This is a genomic window from Microbispora sp. H11081 (assembly GCF_012999535.1).
Taxonomy (GTDB): Bacteria; Actinomycetota; Actinomycetes; order Streptosporangiales; family Streptosporangiaceae; genus Microbispora.
Genome location: NZ_JABBWV010000012.1, coordinates 122,346 through 138,736, shown reverse-complemented (window position 1 = coordinate 138,736; position 16,391 = coordinate 122,346). Strand labels below are relative to the sequence as shown.

The following is a 16,391-nucleotide window of genomic DNA, read 5'->3' as shown; positions in this document are numbered from 1 at the left end:
GGAGCGAGCCGAGACGCTCGCCTTCTCGTCCGGAGGTTAGGCAGATTGCTAACGGAGGTCAATACTTTGCCGAATATAGCGCTCCCCGTCCGGATCACCGCTCCGTGAGCGCGAGCAGGCCGATCAGGTCGTAGGCCACGTGGGAGGCGGCGATCGAGGTGATCTCGGCGTGGTCGTACGGCGGGGAGACCTCCACGACGTCAGCGCCGACGAGGTCGCACCCGGCCAGGCCGCGCAGGATCTCCAGCAATTCCCTGCTGGTCAGGCCCCCGGCCTCGGGGGTGCCCGTGCCGGGCGCGTGCGCCGGATCGAGCACGTCGATGTCGACCGAGACGTAGAGCGGGCGGCCGCCTATCCGCGCGCGCAGCGCGTCGGCGACCTCGTCGACGCCCCTGCGCATCACGTCCGCGCTGGTCACGATGCCGAAGCCCAGCCGCCGGTCTTCCTCCAAGTCCTGCTTGGCGTACAACGGCCCGCGGATGCCGACGTGGCAGAGCGCCTCGGTGTCGAGGACGCCCTCCTCGGCCGCACGGCGGAACGGCGTGCCGTGGGTGTACTCGGCGCCGAAATAGGTGTCCCAGGTGTCGAGGTGCGCGTCGAAGTGCAGCAGCGCGACCGGGCCGTGCCGCGCCGCGGCCGCCCGCAGCAGCGGCAGCGCGATCGTGTGGTCGCCGCCGACCGTGACCAGGCGCGTGCCGTTCTCCGTCAGCCCCGAGGCGGCCTCCTCGATGGTCTCGACGGCCGCGCGGATGTCGAAGGGGTTGCACGCGATGTCGCCCGCGTCCGCCACCTGCGCCGCCGCGAACGGCGAGACGTCCAGCCCGGGGTGGTAAGGCCGGAGCAGCCTGCTGGCCTCGCGGACGGCCGAGGGGCCGAACCTGGCGCCGGGACGGTAGGAGACCCCGCTGTCGAACGGCACGCCCACCACCGCGACGTCCGCCCGCCCGACCTCGTCCAGGCGCGGCAGCCGCGCGAACGTGGCAGGACCGGCGAACCGCGGAACCCGGGAGGAGTCGACAGGCCCCCTTGGCACGCTCATGACCGATCCCTTCCCTGCGGCCTCCTGAGCGAACCCGGCGGCCCGGGGGGTCGGACGGGAGCCGTGGTCAGGCGTAGTGCCGGTAGATGGCGCGGGCCACGCAGGCGGGCTTGGCGGAGCCCTCGGTCTCGACGGTGAAGTCGAGATGCATCTGCACGCCACCGCCGGGGACGTCCTCGACCGAGACGACGGTCGCGCCCAGCCGGATCCTGGCGCCCACCTTGACCGGGCTGGGGAAGCGCACCCTGTCCAGGCCGTAGTTGACGCTCATCGTCACGCCCTGGATGTCGAGCAGTTCGTTGAACAGCGGGATGACCAGGGACAGGGTCAGATATCCGTGGGCGATCGTGCCGCCGAACGGGCCGCCGGCGGCCCTGCCGGGGTCCACGTGGATCCACTGGTGGTCACCGGTGGCGTCGGCGAAGGTGTTCACCCGGTCCTGGGTGATCTCCAGCCAGCCGCTGTGCCCGAGATCCTTGCCGGCCAGCGCCTTGATCTCGTCGAGCCCGTGCACCGTCGTGGTCATGCCTCGGTCGTCCTCTCCCGCGTGCCGGGCCCGAGCGGGCGTACGGCGTTGTCCTTCCAGGTCTTCGGGCGGCCGGACGTGCCGGACGGCCCCGCGCCCGCCCACTCGTGCGCGCTCCCGCCGATCGCGACCGGGTCCCCGGCTCACCCGGCCTCCGGGACGACGGGCGCGGGTATGCCGTACGTCTCGGGGACGGCGCCGACACCCGTGTGCCAGGAGGCCGCGAGGGCCTCGGCCGTCCAGCCGCCTTCGGCGAACGCGACGGCCTTCTCCCGCGGGTGCGACCACAGCGCGAGCCGATCGCCCCCGATCCCGATCGCCTGGCCCGTCACCCCGGCCGCGGCGTCCGAGGCGAGGAACACGACCAGTCCCGCGACGTCCTCGACCGTCCCCAGCCCTTCGTCCCTGCGCAGCCATCGGGGCAACGCCCCACCGGTCCGCTCCGCCTCCTCGATCAACGGCGCGAAGGCCGGGATCGTCTTCGTCATCTCCGTCGCCGCCACCGGAACCACCGCGTTGACCGTGATCTTCGCCCGTGCCAGTTCCAGCGCCCACGTCCTGGCCATCGCCACCACACCGGCCTTGGCCGCCGCGTAGTTCGTCTGCCCGAAATTGCCCCGCTGCCCCGCGGGCGAGGACACCAGGATCAGCCGGCCTCCGCTCCCCTGCTCACGCATCCGCACCGCCGCCGCCCTGCCGCACGTGAACGTCCCGCGCAGATGCACCCCGATCACCGCGTCGAAGTCGTCGTCCGACATCTTCCACAGCACCCGGTCCCGCAGGATCCCCGCGTTCGTCACCATCACGTCCAGGCGGCCGAACTCCTTCACCGCGCGATCGACCAGCCGCTCGGCCACCTCGGCGGTCCCGACCGGCGCGACGACGCTCCGCGCGGCGCCGCCCCCGGCGGTGATGGCCTCGACGACCTCCTCGGCCGACTCGCCGTCCACGTCGTTCACGATCACCGCGGCTCCCGCCGCGGCCAGCGCCTCGGCGTACGCGCGGCCGAGGCCCCGCCCCGCACCGGTGACAACGGCGACCTTCCCCGACAGATCCATTGCCTCGCCCTTCGCCCGACAGCGTGCAGATCGAACGTATGGCACCTTTCTGACGGGCGTCAATGATGTGCATGACGTTGGGAACGGTCTACCCTTCTGCTGTGACACACGGCGGCGAAGACGACCAGACGGCGCCAACCCCGCGCCCGCAGTCCCTGATGTTCAGCTTCCTCGGGATCTACGTGCTGCATCGCGACGTCGCCGTCTACTCCGGGAGCGTCATCGACGTCTTCGCCCGTCTCGGCGTCTCCGAGGAGGCCGTACGGTCGACGCTCGCCCGGATGGCGAAGAGGAATCTACTGACCCGGCATCGGGACGGACGAAAGGTGTATTTCGGTCTGACCCCCCATGCCGTGGAGGTCCTGGAGGACGGGCGCAGGAGGGTGTGGGAGACCGGCGCGGTGAACCGCGACTGGGACGGCACCTGGACGGTCGTCGGGTTCTCCATCCCGGACAGCCGCCGCAGCACCCGGCACGACCTTCGCTCCCGGCTCGTGTGGCACGGGTTCGGCCTGCTGCAGAGCGGGGTGTGGATCGCGCCTGGCGCCAAGGACGTCACCGGCGTCCTCGCCTCCCTGGACCTCGGCGATCACGTGACCGTGCTGACGGCCAGGGCGTCCACGCCGACCGAGGCGGCCGACCTGGTCGGCAAGGCGTTCGACGTCGAGCAGATCGCCGCGCGCCACCGGGCGTTCCTCTCCCAGTGGGACGTCCCACGGCCGCTTCCCGGCGCGCCGGACGACCTCGCGCGGCAGTTGCTGCTGCACACCGACTGGCTGCAGCTCGTCCGGCAGGATCCGCACCTGCCGGCCGAGCTGCTGCCCGTGGACTGGCCGGCGATCCAGGCCGAGCGGACCTTCCAGACCCTCGCGCAGCGGTACGAGCTGCCCGCCGCCGCGCTGGCCGCCGCCGTCCTGGACACGCTGGCCGTCTGACCCGCCCCCGGCGGGTCGGACGGCGCCCCCGACTGCGCCCCGGACCGTGCCCCAACGGTGCCCCCGGCGGCACGGGCCGGGGGCGCCGGGCACGGTCAGCCGATCGTGCAGGCCGTGCCGTTGAGGGCGAAGCCGGCCGGTGTGCCGTTGGTGCCGCTGTAGGTCCCCTGGAAGCCGAAGTTCGTGCTGCCTCCGGCGGGGATGGCGGGGTTGTAGGAGACGTTGCGCGCGACGACCTGCGTCCCAGACTGGGTCACGGTGGCGTTCCACGCGTTGACGACCTGCTGGTTACCGGACCACGCCCAGGTGACGGTCCAGCCGTTGACGGGAGCGGCGCCGGTGTTGGTGATCGTCACCTCGGCGGTGAACCCGTTGTTCCAGGTGTTGGGCCTGTAGGTGATCCGGCACGCGCCCTGCTGCGGGTTCGACGGGCTCGCGGACGGGCTCGCGGACGGGCTCGGGGACGGCGACGGGCTGGGCGACGCCGAAGGACTCGCGGACGGGCTCGGGCTCGGGCTCGGGCTGGCACTGGGGCTCGGGCTCGGGCTCGGGCTCGGGCTGGCACTGGGGCTCGGGCTCGGGCTCGGGCTCGGGCTGGCGCTGGCGTTGAGGCCGAAGAACTGGATGGCGACGGCGGCCATGCCGCCCATGGGAAGGCTGTGACCCGCGCCCTGGATGGTGTAGGCCTCGACCTTCACCGTCCCCGAGCCGTCAATCCAGCGGCGGCGGTTCCACCCGGACTGCGGCGTGTCCGTCGCGGTCGGCGTCTGGCTCATGCCGTGCACGTTCGTCCACTGCTTGACCTCCTCCTCCAGCTCGGAGTACGCGACGACGTTGTCGGCCGTCCCGTGCCAGAGCTGCATCCGCGGCCACGGCCCCTGGTAGCCGGGGTTCGCGCCGCGCACCGCGTCGCCCCACTGCTGCGCGCTCTTGCCCACGCACGGGGCGGAGTTGCCCGCCGGGTTGTAGGCCGCCTCGTTGGGGAAGCACGTGAACGGCACGCCCATGAACGCCGCCCCGGCCTTGAACACCTCGGGATACAGGGCGAGCATGGCGTTGGTCATCATGGCGCCCGAGGACGCGCCGGTGGCGAACACCCGGTTCGCGTCACCGTTGTACTGCTGCCGGACCCAGTTAACCATCGACATTAGCGACACGGGGTCGGTCTGGCCGCCGCGCACCTTCGACGCCTCCGACCAGTTGTCGAAGCAGTTCATCTTCTTCGACGCCGACGGGTAGATGACGATGAAGCCGTATCGATCGGCGAGCGACGCGAACTCGGTGGACGAGTAGAAGCCCGGCCCCGAGCCGCCGCACGTGTGCATGGCCAGCACGATGCCGGGGTTCTGCTGGACGTTGTTCGGGACGTACAGGTGCATCCGCAGGTTGCCGGGGTTGGCGCCGAAGTTGGTCACCTCGGTCAACGTGGCCGCGGCGGCGGGGTGCGCGGGCACCAGCACCGAGACCAGTACCGTGGCGGCGCCCAGAACCGCCGCGCAGGCGCCGGCGAGCGCCGCGAGCAATCGCCTCATCCGCTCCTCCTCGTTATTCGCGACTACTGACGCCAGCCGGTATATGAGCGGGGCCGCCGGAGGTCAAGGAGCAGGAGAATGGCCCGCAGGCCGGCCGCGCATCCGCGCTGCATATCAAGCTACTTGCTATCAAGCAACTTGATACGACTGCGAAACTTACATCGAGACGATCACACGGTATGGTCGTCCGGTGACCGCCCGCCGCACCCGTTCCGCCGCACCCGCGGCGCGCCTGAGCTATCTGGTGTTCCGCCTGGAGCGCCGCATCCGCGCCCGTCTGGACGACGCGCTCGCCCGCCACGGAGTCACCACGACGGAGTACATGGCGCTCAGCGAGCTCCGCACCCGCGACGGGGTGTCGTCGGCGGAGCTGGCCCGCATCGCCTTCGTCACGCCGCAGGCGATGAACCTCGTCATCCGCGACCTGGAACGGCGCGGCCTGATCCGCCGCGACCCGCACCCGGACGGCGGCCGGGTGTTGTGCGCCCGGCTCACCGCGGAGGGGGCGTCCGTGCTCCGGCGCTGCGACAGCTCCCTCGACGCCATCGAGACGGTCATGCTGGAGAAGGTCGACGACGCGACGCACGAGACCCTCAGGGAGGGCCTCACCCTCTGCGCGCGCGCCCTGCGGCCCGGCGAATGACCGCCCGCCGCCGCCGGCGTCAGCGGAACCCGAAGCCCGGCGGCGGCGGTTCCCGCAGGAACAGCACGGCGGGCACGGCGTCGGCGAGCGCCTGGTAGCCCGCCGGGTTCAGATGCAGGTGGTCGCCCACGTCGTACGCCGCGAGGAGCCGCCGGGGGGCGGCCGGGTCGCGCGCGGCGTGGTCGAAGTCGAGGACGGCGTCGAACCTGCCACCGGTGCGGATCCAGTGGTTGACCTCCTGCCTGGCCGCCTCCCTGCACCCTCCAGGGTCGTCGTAGCCGAGGTTGCCGCCGAACGGCGTCAGCGTCGCGCCGTACACCCGGATGCCCCTGGCGTGCGCCCGGGTGACGATCTGGTCGTAGGCGAAGACCAGGTCGCCTGCCACCCGCTTCTGCGCGGCCTCGGTCGCCTCCGCCGTGCCGATGTCGTTGACCCCCGCGAAGAGGACCAGCCACGCCACCCCGTTCTGCGCGAGCACGTCGCGATCCAGCCGGGCCAGCACGCCGGGACCCAGGCCGTCGTTCAGCACCCGGTTGCCGCCGGCCGCCTGGTTGGCCACGGCCACGCCGCGCGTGCCGGGCAGCGACTGGAGGCGGTCGGCCAGCCGGTCGGGCCAGCGGTCGTCGCCGTTGGTGGTCGAGCCCCTGCCGTCGCTGAGCGAGTCGCCCACCACCGCGACCGCCGCGGCCGACGGCCCGGCCCACACCTCCAGTGCGCTCAGGAGATACCAGTGGTCGACGGGGGTCGCGCCGGGCAGGTCGGCGGCGCCGGTGTGGTCACCCGCCAGCAGATAGGAGGTGGTCCGCGAGCCCGGATGCGCGGTGACGCTCGCCGAGCGCTGCCCGTCGGCCAGGTAGACGGTCACGGTCAGGGCGGACCTGGGCGCGACCCCGACGTCCAGCGGGTCGGAGACCGCCTGCGCGCCGGGCGGGATCGTCACCGCCGGCTGCCCGTGGAAGGTCACCGCACGCGTGGTGCCCGGCCGGATCGCGCTCACCCCGGACCGTCCGGCGGCCGGGCGCGCGAGTGCGACCCTCGTGACGGGGAGCGCCGCCCCGCCGAAGGCGTTCGACAGGCGCAGCCGCACCTGCTCACCGCCCGCCGACACCCGGATCGTCTGCCGCAGGGTGGCATCGGCCAGGACCACGCCGTCCCGCGTGAACGGCGACGGCGGCATGTTGTCCGGCTCTGCGGCCTGCGGCATCGCCGTCCACGTGGGGATCCAGCACCCGTCCGCCCCCGGTCGTGCGTGCGTCATGGGATGCGCCGCCCGCGTGCGTCCGGGACACCCGACTTGCGGAAGAAGTAGGCGTTGACCTGGTCGCGCCACTCCTCCGCGCAGCGGACCTGCTCGTCGAGGAGGTCGCTCACCCTGGCGTGCAGGGCAGGGTCGAACAGCCCGGCCGCCTCCTGCCACCGCCGCCTGGCCTCGGCCACCTGCTCGGCCCCCGCGAAGTGCGTGTCGTAGATGTGCTGGATGACGGTCGCCCCGCTGCGCAGCACGTGCCCGTACGGGACGTGGTGGAAGAACAGCAGCAGTTCGTCGGGGCAGTCGGCGAGCGACTCGTAGACCTGCGACCACGGCGGCGGGTACTGGCCGGTGAAGCCGGTCCCGGTGGCGCGGGTGCGGTCCACGCCGACGCCGTCCCGGTCGGCGAAGTGGTAGGTGCCCCAGGGGGTGTACTCGTATCCGTCCACGTCGGGCCCGTAGTGGTGGCCGGGGCGGACCATGAACCCGACCCCGAGCGGCGCGGTGTACCGCTCGTAGACGCGCCAGGAGTCGTCCATGATCGCGTGCAGCGTGCCCCGTGCTCGCTCGATGTCGCCGTCCGCCACCGGCGCGAAGGTGAGGTCGATCCACTCGTCGAGGATCGCCGCCGGGTCCAGCCGCGGCTCCCAGGCGAGCCGTCCGAAGGCGTACAGGTTGGCCTGGGCGAGCGGGTGGCCGGTCCAGTAGGGGTCGTCGCCCACGTTGGATACGCCCACCAGACCTCCGCCTCCTCCGGCGACGTCCGCCACGGCGGGACCTCCCGCTCCCCGGGGGCGGAAGCCGAGCGCCTCGCGCCACATCGGGGCGAGGTAGCAGACGTGCCGCTGCTGGCCGGTGTACTCCTGCGTCACCTGCAGTTCCACGGCCACGCGGGTGGCGGGCATGGCCGCGATCACCGGCGACACCGGCTCGCGCGCCTGGAAGTCGATCGGGCCATGCTTCACCTGCAGGATCACGTTGTCGTGGAACCGCCCGTCGAGCGGCGCGAAGTGGTCGCAGGCGGCGCGGGCCCGGTCGGTGGACCGGTCGCGCCAGTCCTGCCGGTGGTCGTATACGAAGGCCCGCCAGTGCACGACCCCGCCGTACGGCGCGAGCGCCCCGGCCAGCAGGTTCGCGCCGTCGGCGTGGTCGCGCCCGTACGCGAACGGACCCGGCTGTCCCTCCGAGTCGGCCTTCACCACGTATCCGCCGAAGTCGGGGATCGCGTCGTAGACCCGGCGGGTGACCTCCGCCCACCACCCGCGCACGTCCTCGCCGAGGGGGTCGGCGGACGGCAGCCCGCCGACCGTGACGGGTGAGGCGAAGCTCACCGACAGGTGGACCCTGATCCCGTACGGCCGCAGCACGCCCGCGATCGCGGCGACGTCGCCGAGCCGGTCGGTCAGCAGGCGGGCCTCGGTGGCGTGCACGTTGACGTTGTTCACGGAGATCGCGTTTACCCCGCAGGCGGCGAGCAGCCGCGCGTAGGCCCTCACTCTGGCCAGGTCGCCGCGTGGGGCTCCGTCGCGCCAGAAGATCGACCCGCCCGCGTAGCCGCGTTCGACCTGGCCCATCACCGGGTGCACGTCGACGTTGTCCCAGTGGTCGAGCATGCGCAGCCGCGTCGCGGGCCGGTGGTGCTCGGCCGGCCGTTCGGCGGCGAACGCCCGCTCGCCGAGCCGCACGACGTGGAACAGGCCGTAGAGCAGCCCGGCGGGCTCGTCGGCGAGCACCACCGTGACGCCGTCCGTGCGGGCGATCACGTACCCCTCGTCGCCGATCGGCGCGCCGGGGCGCGCCCCGGCCGCCGCCTCCGGCAGCGGCTCCGCCACCGTGAGCGCGAGCACGAGGTCGTACGGCCCGTCGCCGGCGCGGCGCACGCTTCCGCCGTGCCGGGCGCACGCCCGCGCCACCTCCTCGTGGACCGTGCCGGCGAGCCGGCCCTCGCCGAGCACGAGCGTGCGGCGCGAGCCGACCGCACGGAACGCCTCCGGCGGCAGCCACGCGGCGTGGACACCGGCCATCCCAGGACCGGCCATCTCAGGAGCGGCCATCTCAGGACCGGCCATCTCAGGACCGGCCGGCTCAGGAATCGTCACGAGACCTCTCCGGGGAGTCGCCCTGAACGGTGAACCTCGCCGTGACCTCGGCGATCAGCGGCCTGCTGTTCCGCAGCAGCGCCGCCGCGAACACCGAGCCGAGCAGCGTCAGCGCCGCCTCGGTGGCGACGAACGTGACGCCGCCCGCGACGACGAGGAGGCACGCGTTGCCGAGCGCGACCCGGGGCGCGGAGAACAGGAAGTAGGCGGCCAGGCGGGCGACGTCCCTCGCCCGGAACGTGAACAGCGACGTGATCACGAGCGCGTTCGCGCCCCACAGGACCGTCGCGAGCGCGACGACGGCCAGCAGCGCCGCCCACCAGCCGGGGACCCCCGCCGCGCCGAAGTTGGCGAGCGTCGACCCGATGACGGTCAGCCACGCCAGCCACGGGACGTAGAGCTTCAGCACCCCGCGGACGTTCATCCGGTAGCCACGCCAGAACGCCGGCCCGGGGTGGAGGTCGGTCAGGTCCGGCCTCCGGCGGTGCACCGCGTACAGCGCGGCCGACAGCGCAGGGCCCGCGGGGAGCGCGCACGCCGCGGCCAGCGGGACGTTGCCGGCGTCCCGGCCGAGCAGGACGAGCCCGGCCAGGCCGGGCAGGGTGGTGGCCAGCAGCAGGAACTCGACCACCAGCAGGGTGTAGACCAGCGCGGAGACACGCGAGAGCGGTCCCTGGCCGAACCGCCGGATCGTCGTCTCGGTCACCGGGGGCCTCCCTGGTCGTCCAGGCCGAGCAGGCGGCGCACGTCCTGCCCGTCGTCCCAGGGCGGGGTCTCGTCCACCACGGGCGCGATCTCCAGCAGGGTGACCTCGTGGCGGTCGAGAGTGACGTCCAGGCGGACGCGCCCGTCCTCGACCGGCAGGCCGCGATGCCCGCGGACCGGCTCCGCAGCCTCCCGCAGCAGGTCGAGCTGCCTGAGGGTCGGAGAGGCCGGGCGGCCCATCTCGCGCCACGCCCGCCAGGCGTTGCCCTTCTCCTCGCTCACCGACGAACGCAGCAGGAAGGCCGACCCGGACGGCGACGTGACAGGGACCGTCAGCCGCACGGTGTGCCCGTCGACCGGCGGGCCGCCGGTGACGTCCACCGGTGCCCAGGCCAGCACCGTGACCCGGCCGTCGCCGTGCCGGGTGACCAGGTGGTCCTCACCGCGGGCCAGGACCGTCTCGCCCATCCGCGCCATGAACGCGTACAGGTGGTAGGCCGGTTTCTTGATCTGGCGGTGGGTCAGCAGGCCGAACCCGCCGTGGAACAGCGAGGCGGGCACGCCCGCCTCCTCGAACACGTCGCAGAAGGTCCAGTAGGAGAAGGAGTCGGCCAGGTCTCCCCCTGCGGCCAGCACCGGGGCGAGGTACGCCGCGTGGAAGGCCGTGTCGTGGATCGGGTTGTCGGGCCGGTAGGAGGAGTTGAACTCGGTGATGTGCACGGGTAGGTCCGCCAGCGGACCGCCCCGGAGCTGACGCCGGGGCGTGGCGAACTGCTCCAGCAGCCGCGACGGCGGGGCCAGCGTCTGGCGCGTGCCGAACGGCACGTGCCTGGCCGGGCCGGAGGTGTAGGCGTGCCGGCTGACGAAGTCGATCGGCAGGGACCGGCCTGCGACGAAGTCGGCGAAGCGCGGCAGCCACTCGTCGGAGCCAGGAGAGATGGCCGGCCCGCCCACCTGCAGCGAGGCGTCGACGTCCTTGATCGTATTCGCGGTCACCTCGTACAGGCGGTGGTAGGCGGCCTCGTCCGCGTCGAGCCAGAACTCCTTGAGGTTGGGCTCGTTCCACACCTCGATCGGCCAGGTGCGCACCTGTTCCAGGCCGTACCTGCCGATCAGGTGCGTCACCGTGGCCCGCACCAGCGCGGCCCACTCGCGCCAGTCGCTGGGCGGGGTGATGTTGCCGCGCCACCAGAACACGGTCCGGTCGCCGGACGCCAGCCCGGACGGCATGAAGCCCAGCTCCAGGAACGGCGCGATCCCGAGGCCGAGGTAGGCGTCGATCACCTGGTCCACGTAGGTGAAGGCGTGCCGCACGTGCCGCTCGCCGTCGTGGACGTACGGCCGGTGGACGCCGGCGCCGTCGCTCAGCAGCCCGTGCCCCCGGATGTGCCGGAAGCCGATCTCCCGCTGGACCAGCGCCAGCGACTCCTGGTAGTCCCGGCGCAGGGCCAGGTCGAAGCGGCCGGTGCCGACGCAGAAACGCCAGGCGTCCGGAAATCGGCTGGGCACAGCGGGGGCAGGGTCGCGCATCTAACGTCCTTCGCTCACCGTTTCGACAGGCGCGGGGCGGCCGTGGGACAGGCACGGCCGGCCCACGGCGGTCAGCCGTGCTCCTTCTTGTAGCGCTCGTACGCGCCGTTGACGAGGTTGACGTAGGACGTCATGCTCTTCGCCTCGAGTTCCTTGACGTAGGCGTCCCACTCGTCGAAGCTCCGCTTGCCGAGGATGAACTCGAGCGTGTTCTGGGTGGCGTGGTCCTTCAGCGGGGTCTGCCACAGCGCGGCCTGCTCGCGTTCCTCGTCGCTGAGCGGGCTCGGCGGCTTCGGCGGCAGCGCCTGCCTGGCGTTCATCGTCTTCTGCCATTCGATCTCCTCCTCGGAGAAGGTCGACTGGAGCAGTTCGGTGCTGCCGCCGTAGGCGAACACGCCGTTGGAGAAGCCGAAGTCCTTCTGCAGGTGCTTGGGTGCGCCGGCGTTGAGGCCGACGAAGTCGACGTCCTTCGCCAGTTGATACTTGCCAGCGGCGTCCTTGGTGTAGGTGGTCCCCTCGACGCCCCACTTGGCGAACACCTGGCCCTCGTCGGAGTACCAGAGCCAGTCGATGAACTGCATCATCGCGACGAAGTTCTTGCTGTCCTTGGCCTTCTTGGAGATCATGATGCCGTTCTCCAGGCGGCTGTCGTTGGCGTCGGCCTTGACCGGCCCCTGGGGCCCGATGGGCACCGGGATCTTGATGAGCTTCGCCTTCGGGTTGGCCTTCTCCAGCGGCGGGCGATACTCGTTCACCAGCGTCTGGGCGTTGCCGCTGATCACGAAGGACTTGCCGGACGCCAGCTTCTGGATCGCCTGGTCGTCCTGCTGCGTGAAGCTCTCCGGGTCGAGCAGCTTCTCCTCGACCAGCGTGTGGAGGAACTGCAGCATCTGCTTGTACTGGTCCATGGCGCCGGTGAAGGCGAACTTCTGCGCGTTGGGATCCCACGTGATGCCGGTCGTGAAGCCCCAGCCGCCGCGTGCGCCGCTGCCCAGCCCGAAGACCTGGTTCAGCATGGCGCCGCCCGGCGTGGGGATGCCCCATCGGTCGGAGTAGGGATAGGAGTCGGGATACTCCTTCTTCATCGCCTTGAGCATGTTGTGCACGTCGTCCCAGGTCTGCGGGATCTCCAGCCCGAGCTTGTCGAGGATGTCGCTGCGCACCACGAGCGTGTAGTCCGTCCAGTAGTCCTCGTGGAGACCGGGAAGCAGGTAGAAGCGGCCGTCCGCCTGCCGGAGCGTGTCAAGGTCGGGCTGCAGGTTCCACTTGGCGATCTTCTCCTTGAAGTTCGGCATCAGGTCGAGATAGTCGCTGACCGGCAGGACGCTGCCCGAGGCGACGAAGGGGGTCTCCTGGCCGGGGTAGGTCTTCGGAATGATCATCGGGGCGTCGCCCGCGCCGATCAGCAGGCTGCGCTTGTTCTCGTAGTCGCTCAACGGCACCACGTTCGGCTGCAGCGTCACGTTCGTGCGCTTGCTCAGCTCCGACCAGAACAGCCAGTCGTTCTTGATCGGGTAGAACGGGTGGTTGTTGTAGAGGATGTCGAACGTCAGCGGCGCGGTGGCCGTGAACTGCTTGCCGGCGGCGTAGTCGGCCATCGCGCCCTCGCGGTTCGCCGAGAGGGCGTCGCCGCTCTTCTTCCCGCCGCCCGCGACGTCGTCGGTGCTGCAAGCGGCGAGCGCGAGGAACGCACCCACGGCGACCATCGCCTGGCGCCGGTTGATCTCATACATGGGGGGTGGGGTCCTTTCCCTGGTTGCGGAGGGTGAGAGCAGGCGAGGGGGCGGCTATCCCTTGACCGCGCCGAGCATGACGCCCTTGACGAAGTACCGCTGGACGAAGGGGTAGACCACCAGGATCGGGATGACGGTGAGCACCATCGTCACCGCCTTGATGTTGGTGGCCACGGTCATGTCGGTGGCGTCGGCGCCGACGGACGTGCCGGTGGTGGCCCCGGCGACGAGGTTGCGCAGGTAGACGGTCACCGGGAACAGGTCGGACTGGCTCATGTAGAGGAAGGCCGCGAACCACGAGTTCCAGAACGACACGGCGTAGAACAGCACCATCGTCGCCAGCACCGCCTTCGACAGCGGCAGCACGATCCGCAGCAGGATGCCGTACGTGCTCATGCCGTCGATCGCGGCGGCCTCCTCGAGCTCGGCCGGCAGGCCCTCGAAGAACGCCTTCATCACCAGGAGGTTGAACACGCTGATCGCGTTCGGCAGCACGATGGCCCAGATGCTGTTTCTGAACCCGAGGCTGGAGATCAGGATGTAGTTGGGGATGAGCCCGCCGGAGAAGAACATCGTGAAGACCGCGATCCCGATCAGGAACGTGCGGCCCTTCAGGTGCCTCTTCGACAGCACGTACGCGTAGCACGTGGTCATGAACATCGCGATGGCCGTGGCGACTACCGTGTAGACCACGGTGTTGCGGTAGTTCGTCCAGAACGTCGGGTCAGAGGCCACGTACTCGTACGTACGGAAGGTGAACCCGACGGGGACGAGGTTGACCTTGCCGGCGCGGATGGCGAACTCGTCGCTGAGCGACCGGGCGACGATGTTGACGAACGGGTAGAGGGTGACGGCCACGACGACGGCCAGGACGACGGCGTTGACCACCCGGAACACCCGGTAGCCCCGGGTACTGTCGACGGTCACCACAGACTCGTCCCCACCGTGCGCCGGGAGATCAGGTTCGCCGACAGGACCAGGGCCAGCCCGATCACGGCCTCGAACAGGCCGATCGCCGCGGCGTAGCTGAAGCTGTTGGACACGATGCCCATCCGGTAGAGGTACGTGGAGATCACGTCGGCGGTGGGATACGTCAGCGGGTTGTAGAGCAGCAGGACCTTCTCGAAGCCGACCGCCATGAACGTGCCGATGTTGAGGATCAGCAGGGTGACAGCGGCCGGGCGGATGCCGGGGAGCGTGACGTGCCAGACCTGCCGCCACCGGCTCGCGCCGTCGATCCTGGCCGCCTCGTACAGCTGATCGTCGATCGTGGTGAGCGCGGCGAGGTAGATGATCGTCCCCCAGCCGACGGTCTGCCACATCTCCGAGGAGACGTAGATGGTGCGGAACCACTCCGCCTCCTGCAGGAACGCCACCGGATCGTTGCCCATCGCGCGCAGGAGCTGGTTGACCGGACCGTCCACCGACAGCATCTCCATGACGAGCCCGGCCACGACCACCATCGACAGGAAGTGCGGCAGGTAGGACACCGACTGGACGAACCGCCTCACCCGCCGGCCGCGCAGCTCGTTGATCAGCAGGGCCAGCACGATCGGCGTCGGAAAGCAGAACAGCAGCGTCAGCAGGCCGATGATCACGGTGTTGCTGAACACCTGCCAGAACGACGGGTCGTTCAGGAACATCTTCACGTACCGCAGGCCGACCCATTCCTCGCCGAGCACGCTGCCGCCTGGCTCGAACTTCCGGAAGGCGATGACGTTGCCGATCATCGGCAGATATCGGAAGACCAGGAAGAACAGCAGCGGAAGAACCGCGAGCGAGTAGAGCTGCCAGTCGCGGCGCAGCGCCTGACGCCAGGTGCGCCGCGGTGGCCGCGCGCGGGAGGGGCCGGGTCTCACGCGGCCCTGCTCCCCGGTGCCCGGTGACACGCCGATCGCTTCGGTGGTGCTCATCGTTGTGCCTCCGGTGCCCTCCGACAGATCACGCCCGACAGATCACGCCGACGGCCGAGGCCACCTCTCGTGTCCCCGCGCCGGGGCCACGAGAGCCGCGGCGCCGTCGTGTCGCCCATGCCAGGCGACGCGGTACGCGCCCGCGACGATGCGATACGACGGGACAGAAATTTTCGGTGATCGCCGGTAATATTGCGGAAATATAGGCGGAGGCCAGGACCCCGGTCAAGAGGGGAGTCAACCGTGGTCACAGCTGGATTAGGCCGCTCCTTCTGACCTGGTCTCGGCTTATATCCGACGCTGTTCGATGCTAGAGTTTCGCGAAAATTTCGGAAACAACGAGCGGAACGATGAGCAGCCCTCCCCCAGCCCGCGGCCCTCGCCCGACGACCATCGCGTCCATCGCCGCGGAGCTCGGCGTCTCGGTGACCACGGTCTCCAAGGTCCTCAACGGCCGCCCCGACGTGTCGCCCGAGACCCGCGAACGCGTCGAGGCCGGCCTCGCCCGTCACCAGTACCGCCCCCGCCTGCGGCGCAGGCCGCTCAAGGGGCAGATCGACCTCGTCTTCCACGAGCTGAACTCCATGTGGTCGATGGAGATCATCCAAGGGGTCGACACCGTCGTCTCCGCCGCGCGGATCCAGGTCGTCCTTTCCCAGCTGAACGGAGCGCACCGGCCGCCGGACGAATGGCTGGACGGCGCGCTCGACCACCGGCCCCTCGGCGTGCTGTTCGTCATGTCCGGCCCGTCGCCTTCGCAGCAGCGGAAGCTGCGGCGGGCGCAGGTGCCGTTCGTGGTCGTCGACACCGACGGCGAGATCGCCGAGTCCGTGCCCGTGGTCGGCTCGAACAACTGGGACGGCGGCCTGCTCGCCACCCGCCACCTCCTGGACCTCGGCCACCGCCGCATCGCGGTCATCTCCGGCCCGAAGGACGTGATGTGCAGCAGGGCGCGGGTCGCCGGATTCCGGGTCGCCCACGACGAGGCGGGGCTCACCGTCGACCCCGCCCTCGTCAGATACGGCAACTTCTATGTCGACGCGGGATTCGAGCACGCGATGGACCTGCTGTCGCTCCCGGACCGGCCGACCGCGATCTTCGCCGGGTCGGACCTGCAGGCGCTCGGCGTCCTGCGCGCGGCCCACCGGCTCGGCCTCGACATCCCCGGGGAGCTGTCGGTGGTCGGCTACGACAATGTGCCCGTCGCGGGCTGGGTCGAGCCCGCCCTCACCACGGTGGGCCAGCCGCTGCGTGACATGGCGTCGGTCGCCACCCAGATGCTGCTCGACCTGGCTCGCGGCGTGGAGCCGGCCACGAGCCGGATCGACCTCGCCAACGAACTCGTCGTACGCGAGAGCACCGCCCCGCCGGGGACCGGGCCCCGGCCACGCCCGCCGCTCCGGGAAGAGGCAGGGTGATCCCGCGAACC

General features: G+C 71.0%; 14 protein-coding genes. 3 read left to right on the top strand and 11 right to left on the bottom strand.

Annotated elements, in window-relative coordinates:
- Nucleotides 1–94: 94 nt before the first annotated feature.
- The 3 genes from speB to HHX31_RS25745 all read right to left on the bottom strand — a co-directional run bounded on the left by speB (nucleotide 95) and on the right by HHX31_RS25745 (nucleotide 2,623).
- Nucleotides 95–1,039 carry an agmatinase gene (gene speB / locus HHX31_RS25755; RefSeq protein ID WP_169951018.1) on the bottom strand — a complete coding sequence of 315 codons (945 nt, stop codon included), beginning with the start codon at nucleotides 1,037–1,039 and terminating at the stop codon, nucleotides 95–97.
- A 67-nt stretch (nucleotides 1,040–1,106) separates the two neighbouring features.
- Nucleotides 1,107–1,565 (bottom strand): MaoC family dehydratase, encoded by a 459-nt coding sequence (locus HHX31_RS25750; protein WP_169951017.1) that lies wholly within the window; start codon nucleotides 1,563–1,565, stop codon nucleotides 1,107–1,109.
- Nucleotides 1,566–1,708: 143 nt separating this feature from the next.
- Nucleotides 1,709–2,623, bottom strand: a complete 915-nt coding sequence (locus HHX31_RS25745; protein WP_169951015.1) for an SDR family NAD(P)-dependent oxidoreductase — start codon at nucleotides 2,621–2,623, stop codon at nucleotides 1,709–1,711.
- Between the two features lie 101 nt (nucleotides 2,624–2,724).
- Here HHX31_RS25745 and HHX31_RS25740 point away from each other — a divergent pair, with 101 nt between their 5' ends.
- Nucleotides 2,725–3,558 (top strand): PaaX family transcriptional regulator C-terminal domain-containing protein, encoded by an 834-nt coding sequence (locus tag HHX31_RS25740; protein WP_311932237.1) that lies wholly within the window; start codon nucleotides 2,725–2,727, stop codon nucleotides 3,556–3,558.
- Between the two features lie 95 nt (nucleotides 3,559–3,653).
- Here HHX31_RS25740 and HHX31_RS25735 read toward each other — a convergent pair whose 3' ends face one another.
- On the bottom strand, nucleotides 3,654–5,090 hold the full coding sequence (locus tag HHX31_RS25735) for a PHB depolymerase family esterase (protein WP_169951013.1): 1,437 nt from the start codon (nucleotides 5,088–5,090) through the stop codon (nucleotides 3,654–3,656).
- Nucleotides 5,091–5,280: 190 nt separating this feature from the next.
- On the opposite strand from HHX31_RS25735, the gene HHX31_RS25730 reads away from it, so the two are divergent.
- Complete coding sequence (locus HHX31_RS25730) at nucleotides 5,281–5,733, top strand: MarR family transcriptional regulator (RefSeq protein ID WP_311932236.1); 453 nt, start codon at nucleotides 5,281–5,283, stop codon at nucleotides 5,731–5,733.
- 19 nt (nucleotides 5,734–5,752) lie between these two features.
- Here the strand turns inward: HHX31_RS25730 and HHX31_RS25725 are convergent, their stop codons facing one another.
- From HHX31_RS25725 to HHX31_RS25695, 7 genes are all read right to left on the bottom strand, one after another.
- Nucleotides 5,753–6,991 carry an SGNH/GDSL hydrolase family protein gene (locus HHX31_RS25725; protein WP_169951012.1) on the bottom strand — a complete coding sequence of 413 codons (1,239 nt, stop codon included), beginning with the start codon at nucleotides 6,989–6,991 and terminating at the stop codon, nucleotides 5,753–5,755.
- On the bottom strand, nucleotides 6,988–9,081 hold the full coding sequence (locus tag HHX31_RS25720; protein ID WP_311932235.1) for an alpha-glucuronidase: 2,094 nt from the start codon (nucleotides 9,079–9,081) through the stop codon (nucleotides 6,988–6,990). The genes HHX31_RS25725 and HHX31_RS25720 overlap by 4 nt, the downstream gene beginning before the upstream one ends.
- Nucleotides 9,068–9,787, bottom strand: a complete 720-nt coding sequence (locus HHX31_RS25715; RefSeq protein WP_169951011.1) for a hypothetical protein — start codon at nucleotides 9,785–9,787, stop codon at nucleotides 9,068–9,070. Before HHX31_RS25715 ends, HHX31_RS25720 begins: the two co-directional genes overlap by 14 nt.
- Nucleotides 9,784–11,316 carry a GH39 family glycosyl hydrolase gene (locus tag HHX31_RS25710; RefSeq protein WP_169951009.1) on the bottom strand — a complete coding sequence of 511 codons (1,533 nt, stop codon included), beginning with the start codon at nucleotides 11,314–11,316 and terminating at the stop codon, nucleotides 9,784–9,786. Before HHX31_RS25710 ends, HHX31_RS25715 begins: the two co-directional genes overlap by 4 nt.
- Before the next feature lie 71 nt (nucleotides 11,317–11,387).
- Nucleotides 11,388–13,049, bottom strand: a complete 1,662-nt coding sequence (locus HHX31_RS25705) for an extracellular solute-binding protein (protein ID WP_169951007.1) — start codon at nucleotides 13,047–13,049, stop codon at nucleotides 11,388–11,390.
- Between the two features lie 54 nt (nucleotides 13,050–13,103).
- Nucleotides 13,104–13,976, bottom strand: coding sequence for a carbohydrate ABC transporter permease (locus HHX31_RS25700; RefSeq protein ID WP_169951006.1), 873 nt, complete (start codon nucleotides 13,974–13,976; stop codon nucleotides 13,104–13,106).
- Nucleotides 13,973–14,962, bottom strand: a complete 990-nt coding sequence (locus HHX31_RS25695) for a sugar ABC transporter permease (RefSeq protein WP_169951004.1) — start codon at nucleotides 14,960–14,962, stop codon at nucleotides 13,973–13,975. The genes HHX31_RS25700 and HHX31_RS25695 overlap by 4 nt, the downstream gene beginning before the upstream one ends.
- Nucleotides 14,963–15,312: 350 nt before the next feature.
- Between HHX31_RS25695 and HHX31_RS25690 the strand changes: the two genes are divergently transcribed.
- Entirely contained in the window at nucleotides 15,313–16,380 is a 1,068-nt protein-coding gene (locus tag HHX31_RS25690) for a LacI family DNA-binding transcriptional regulator (protein WP_169951003.1), read from the top strand.
- The last annotated feature ends 11 nt before the right edge of the window (nucleotides 16,381–16,391 follow it).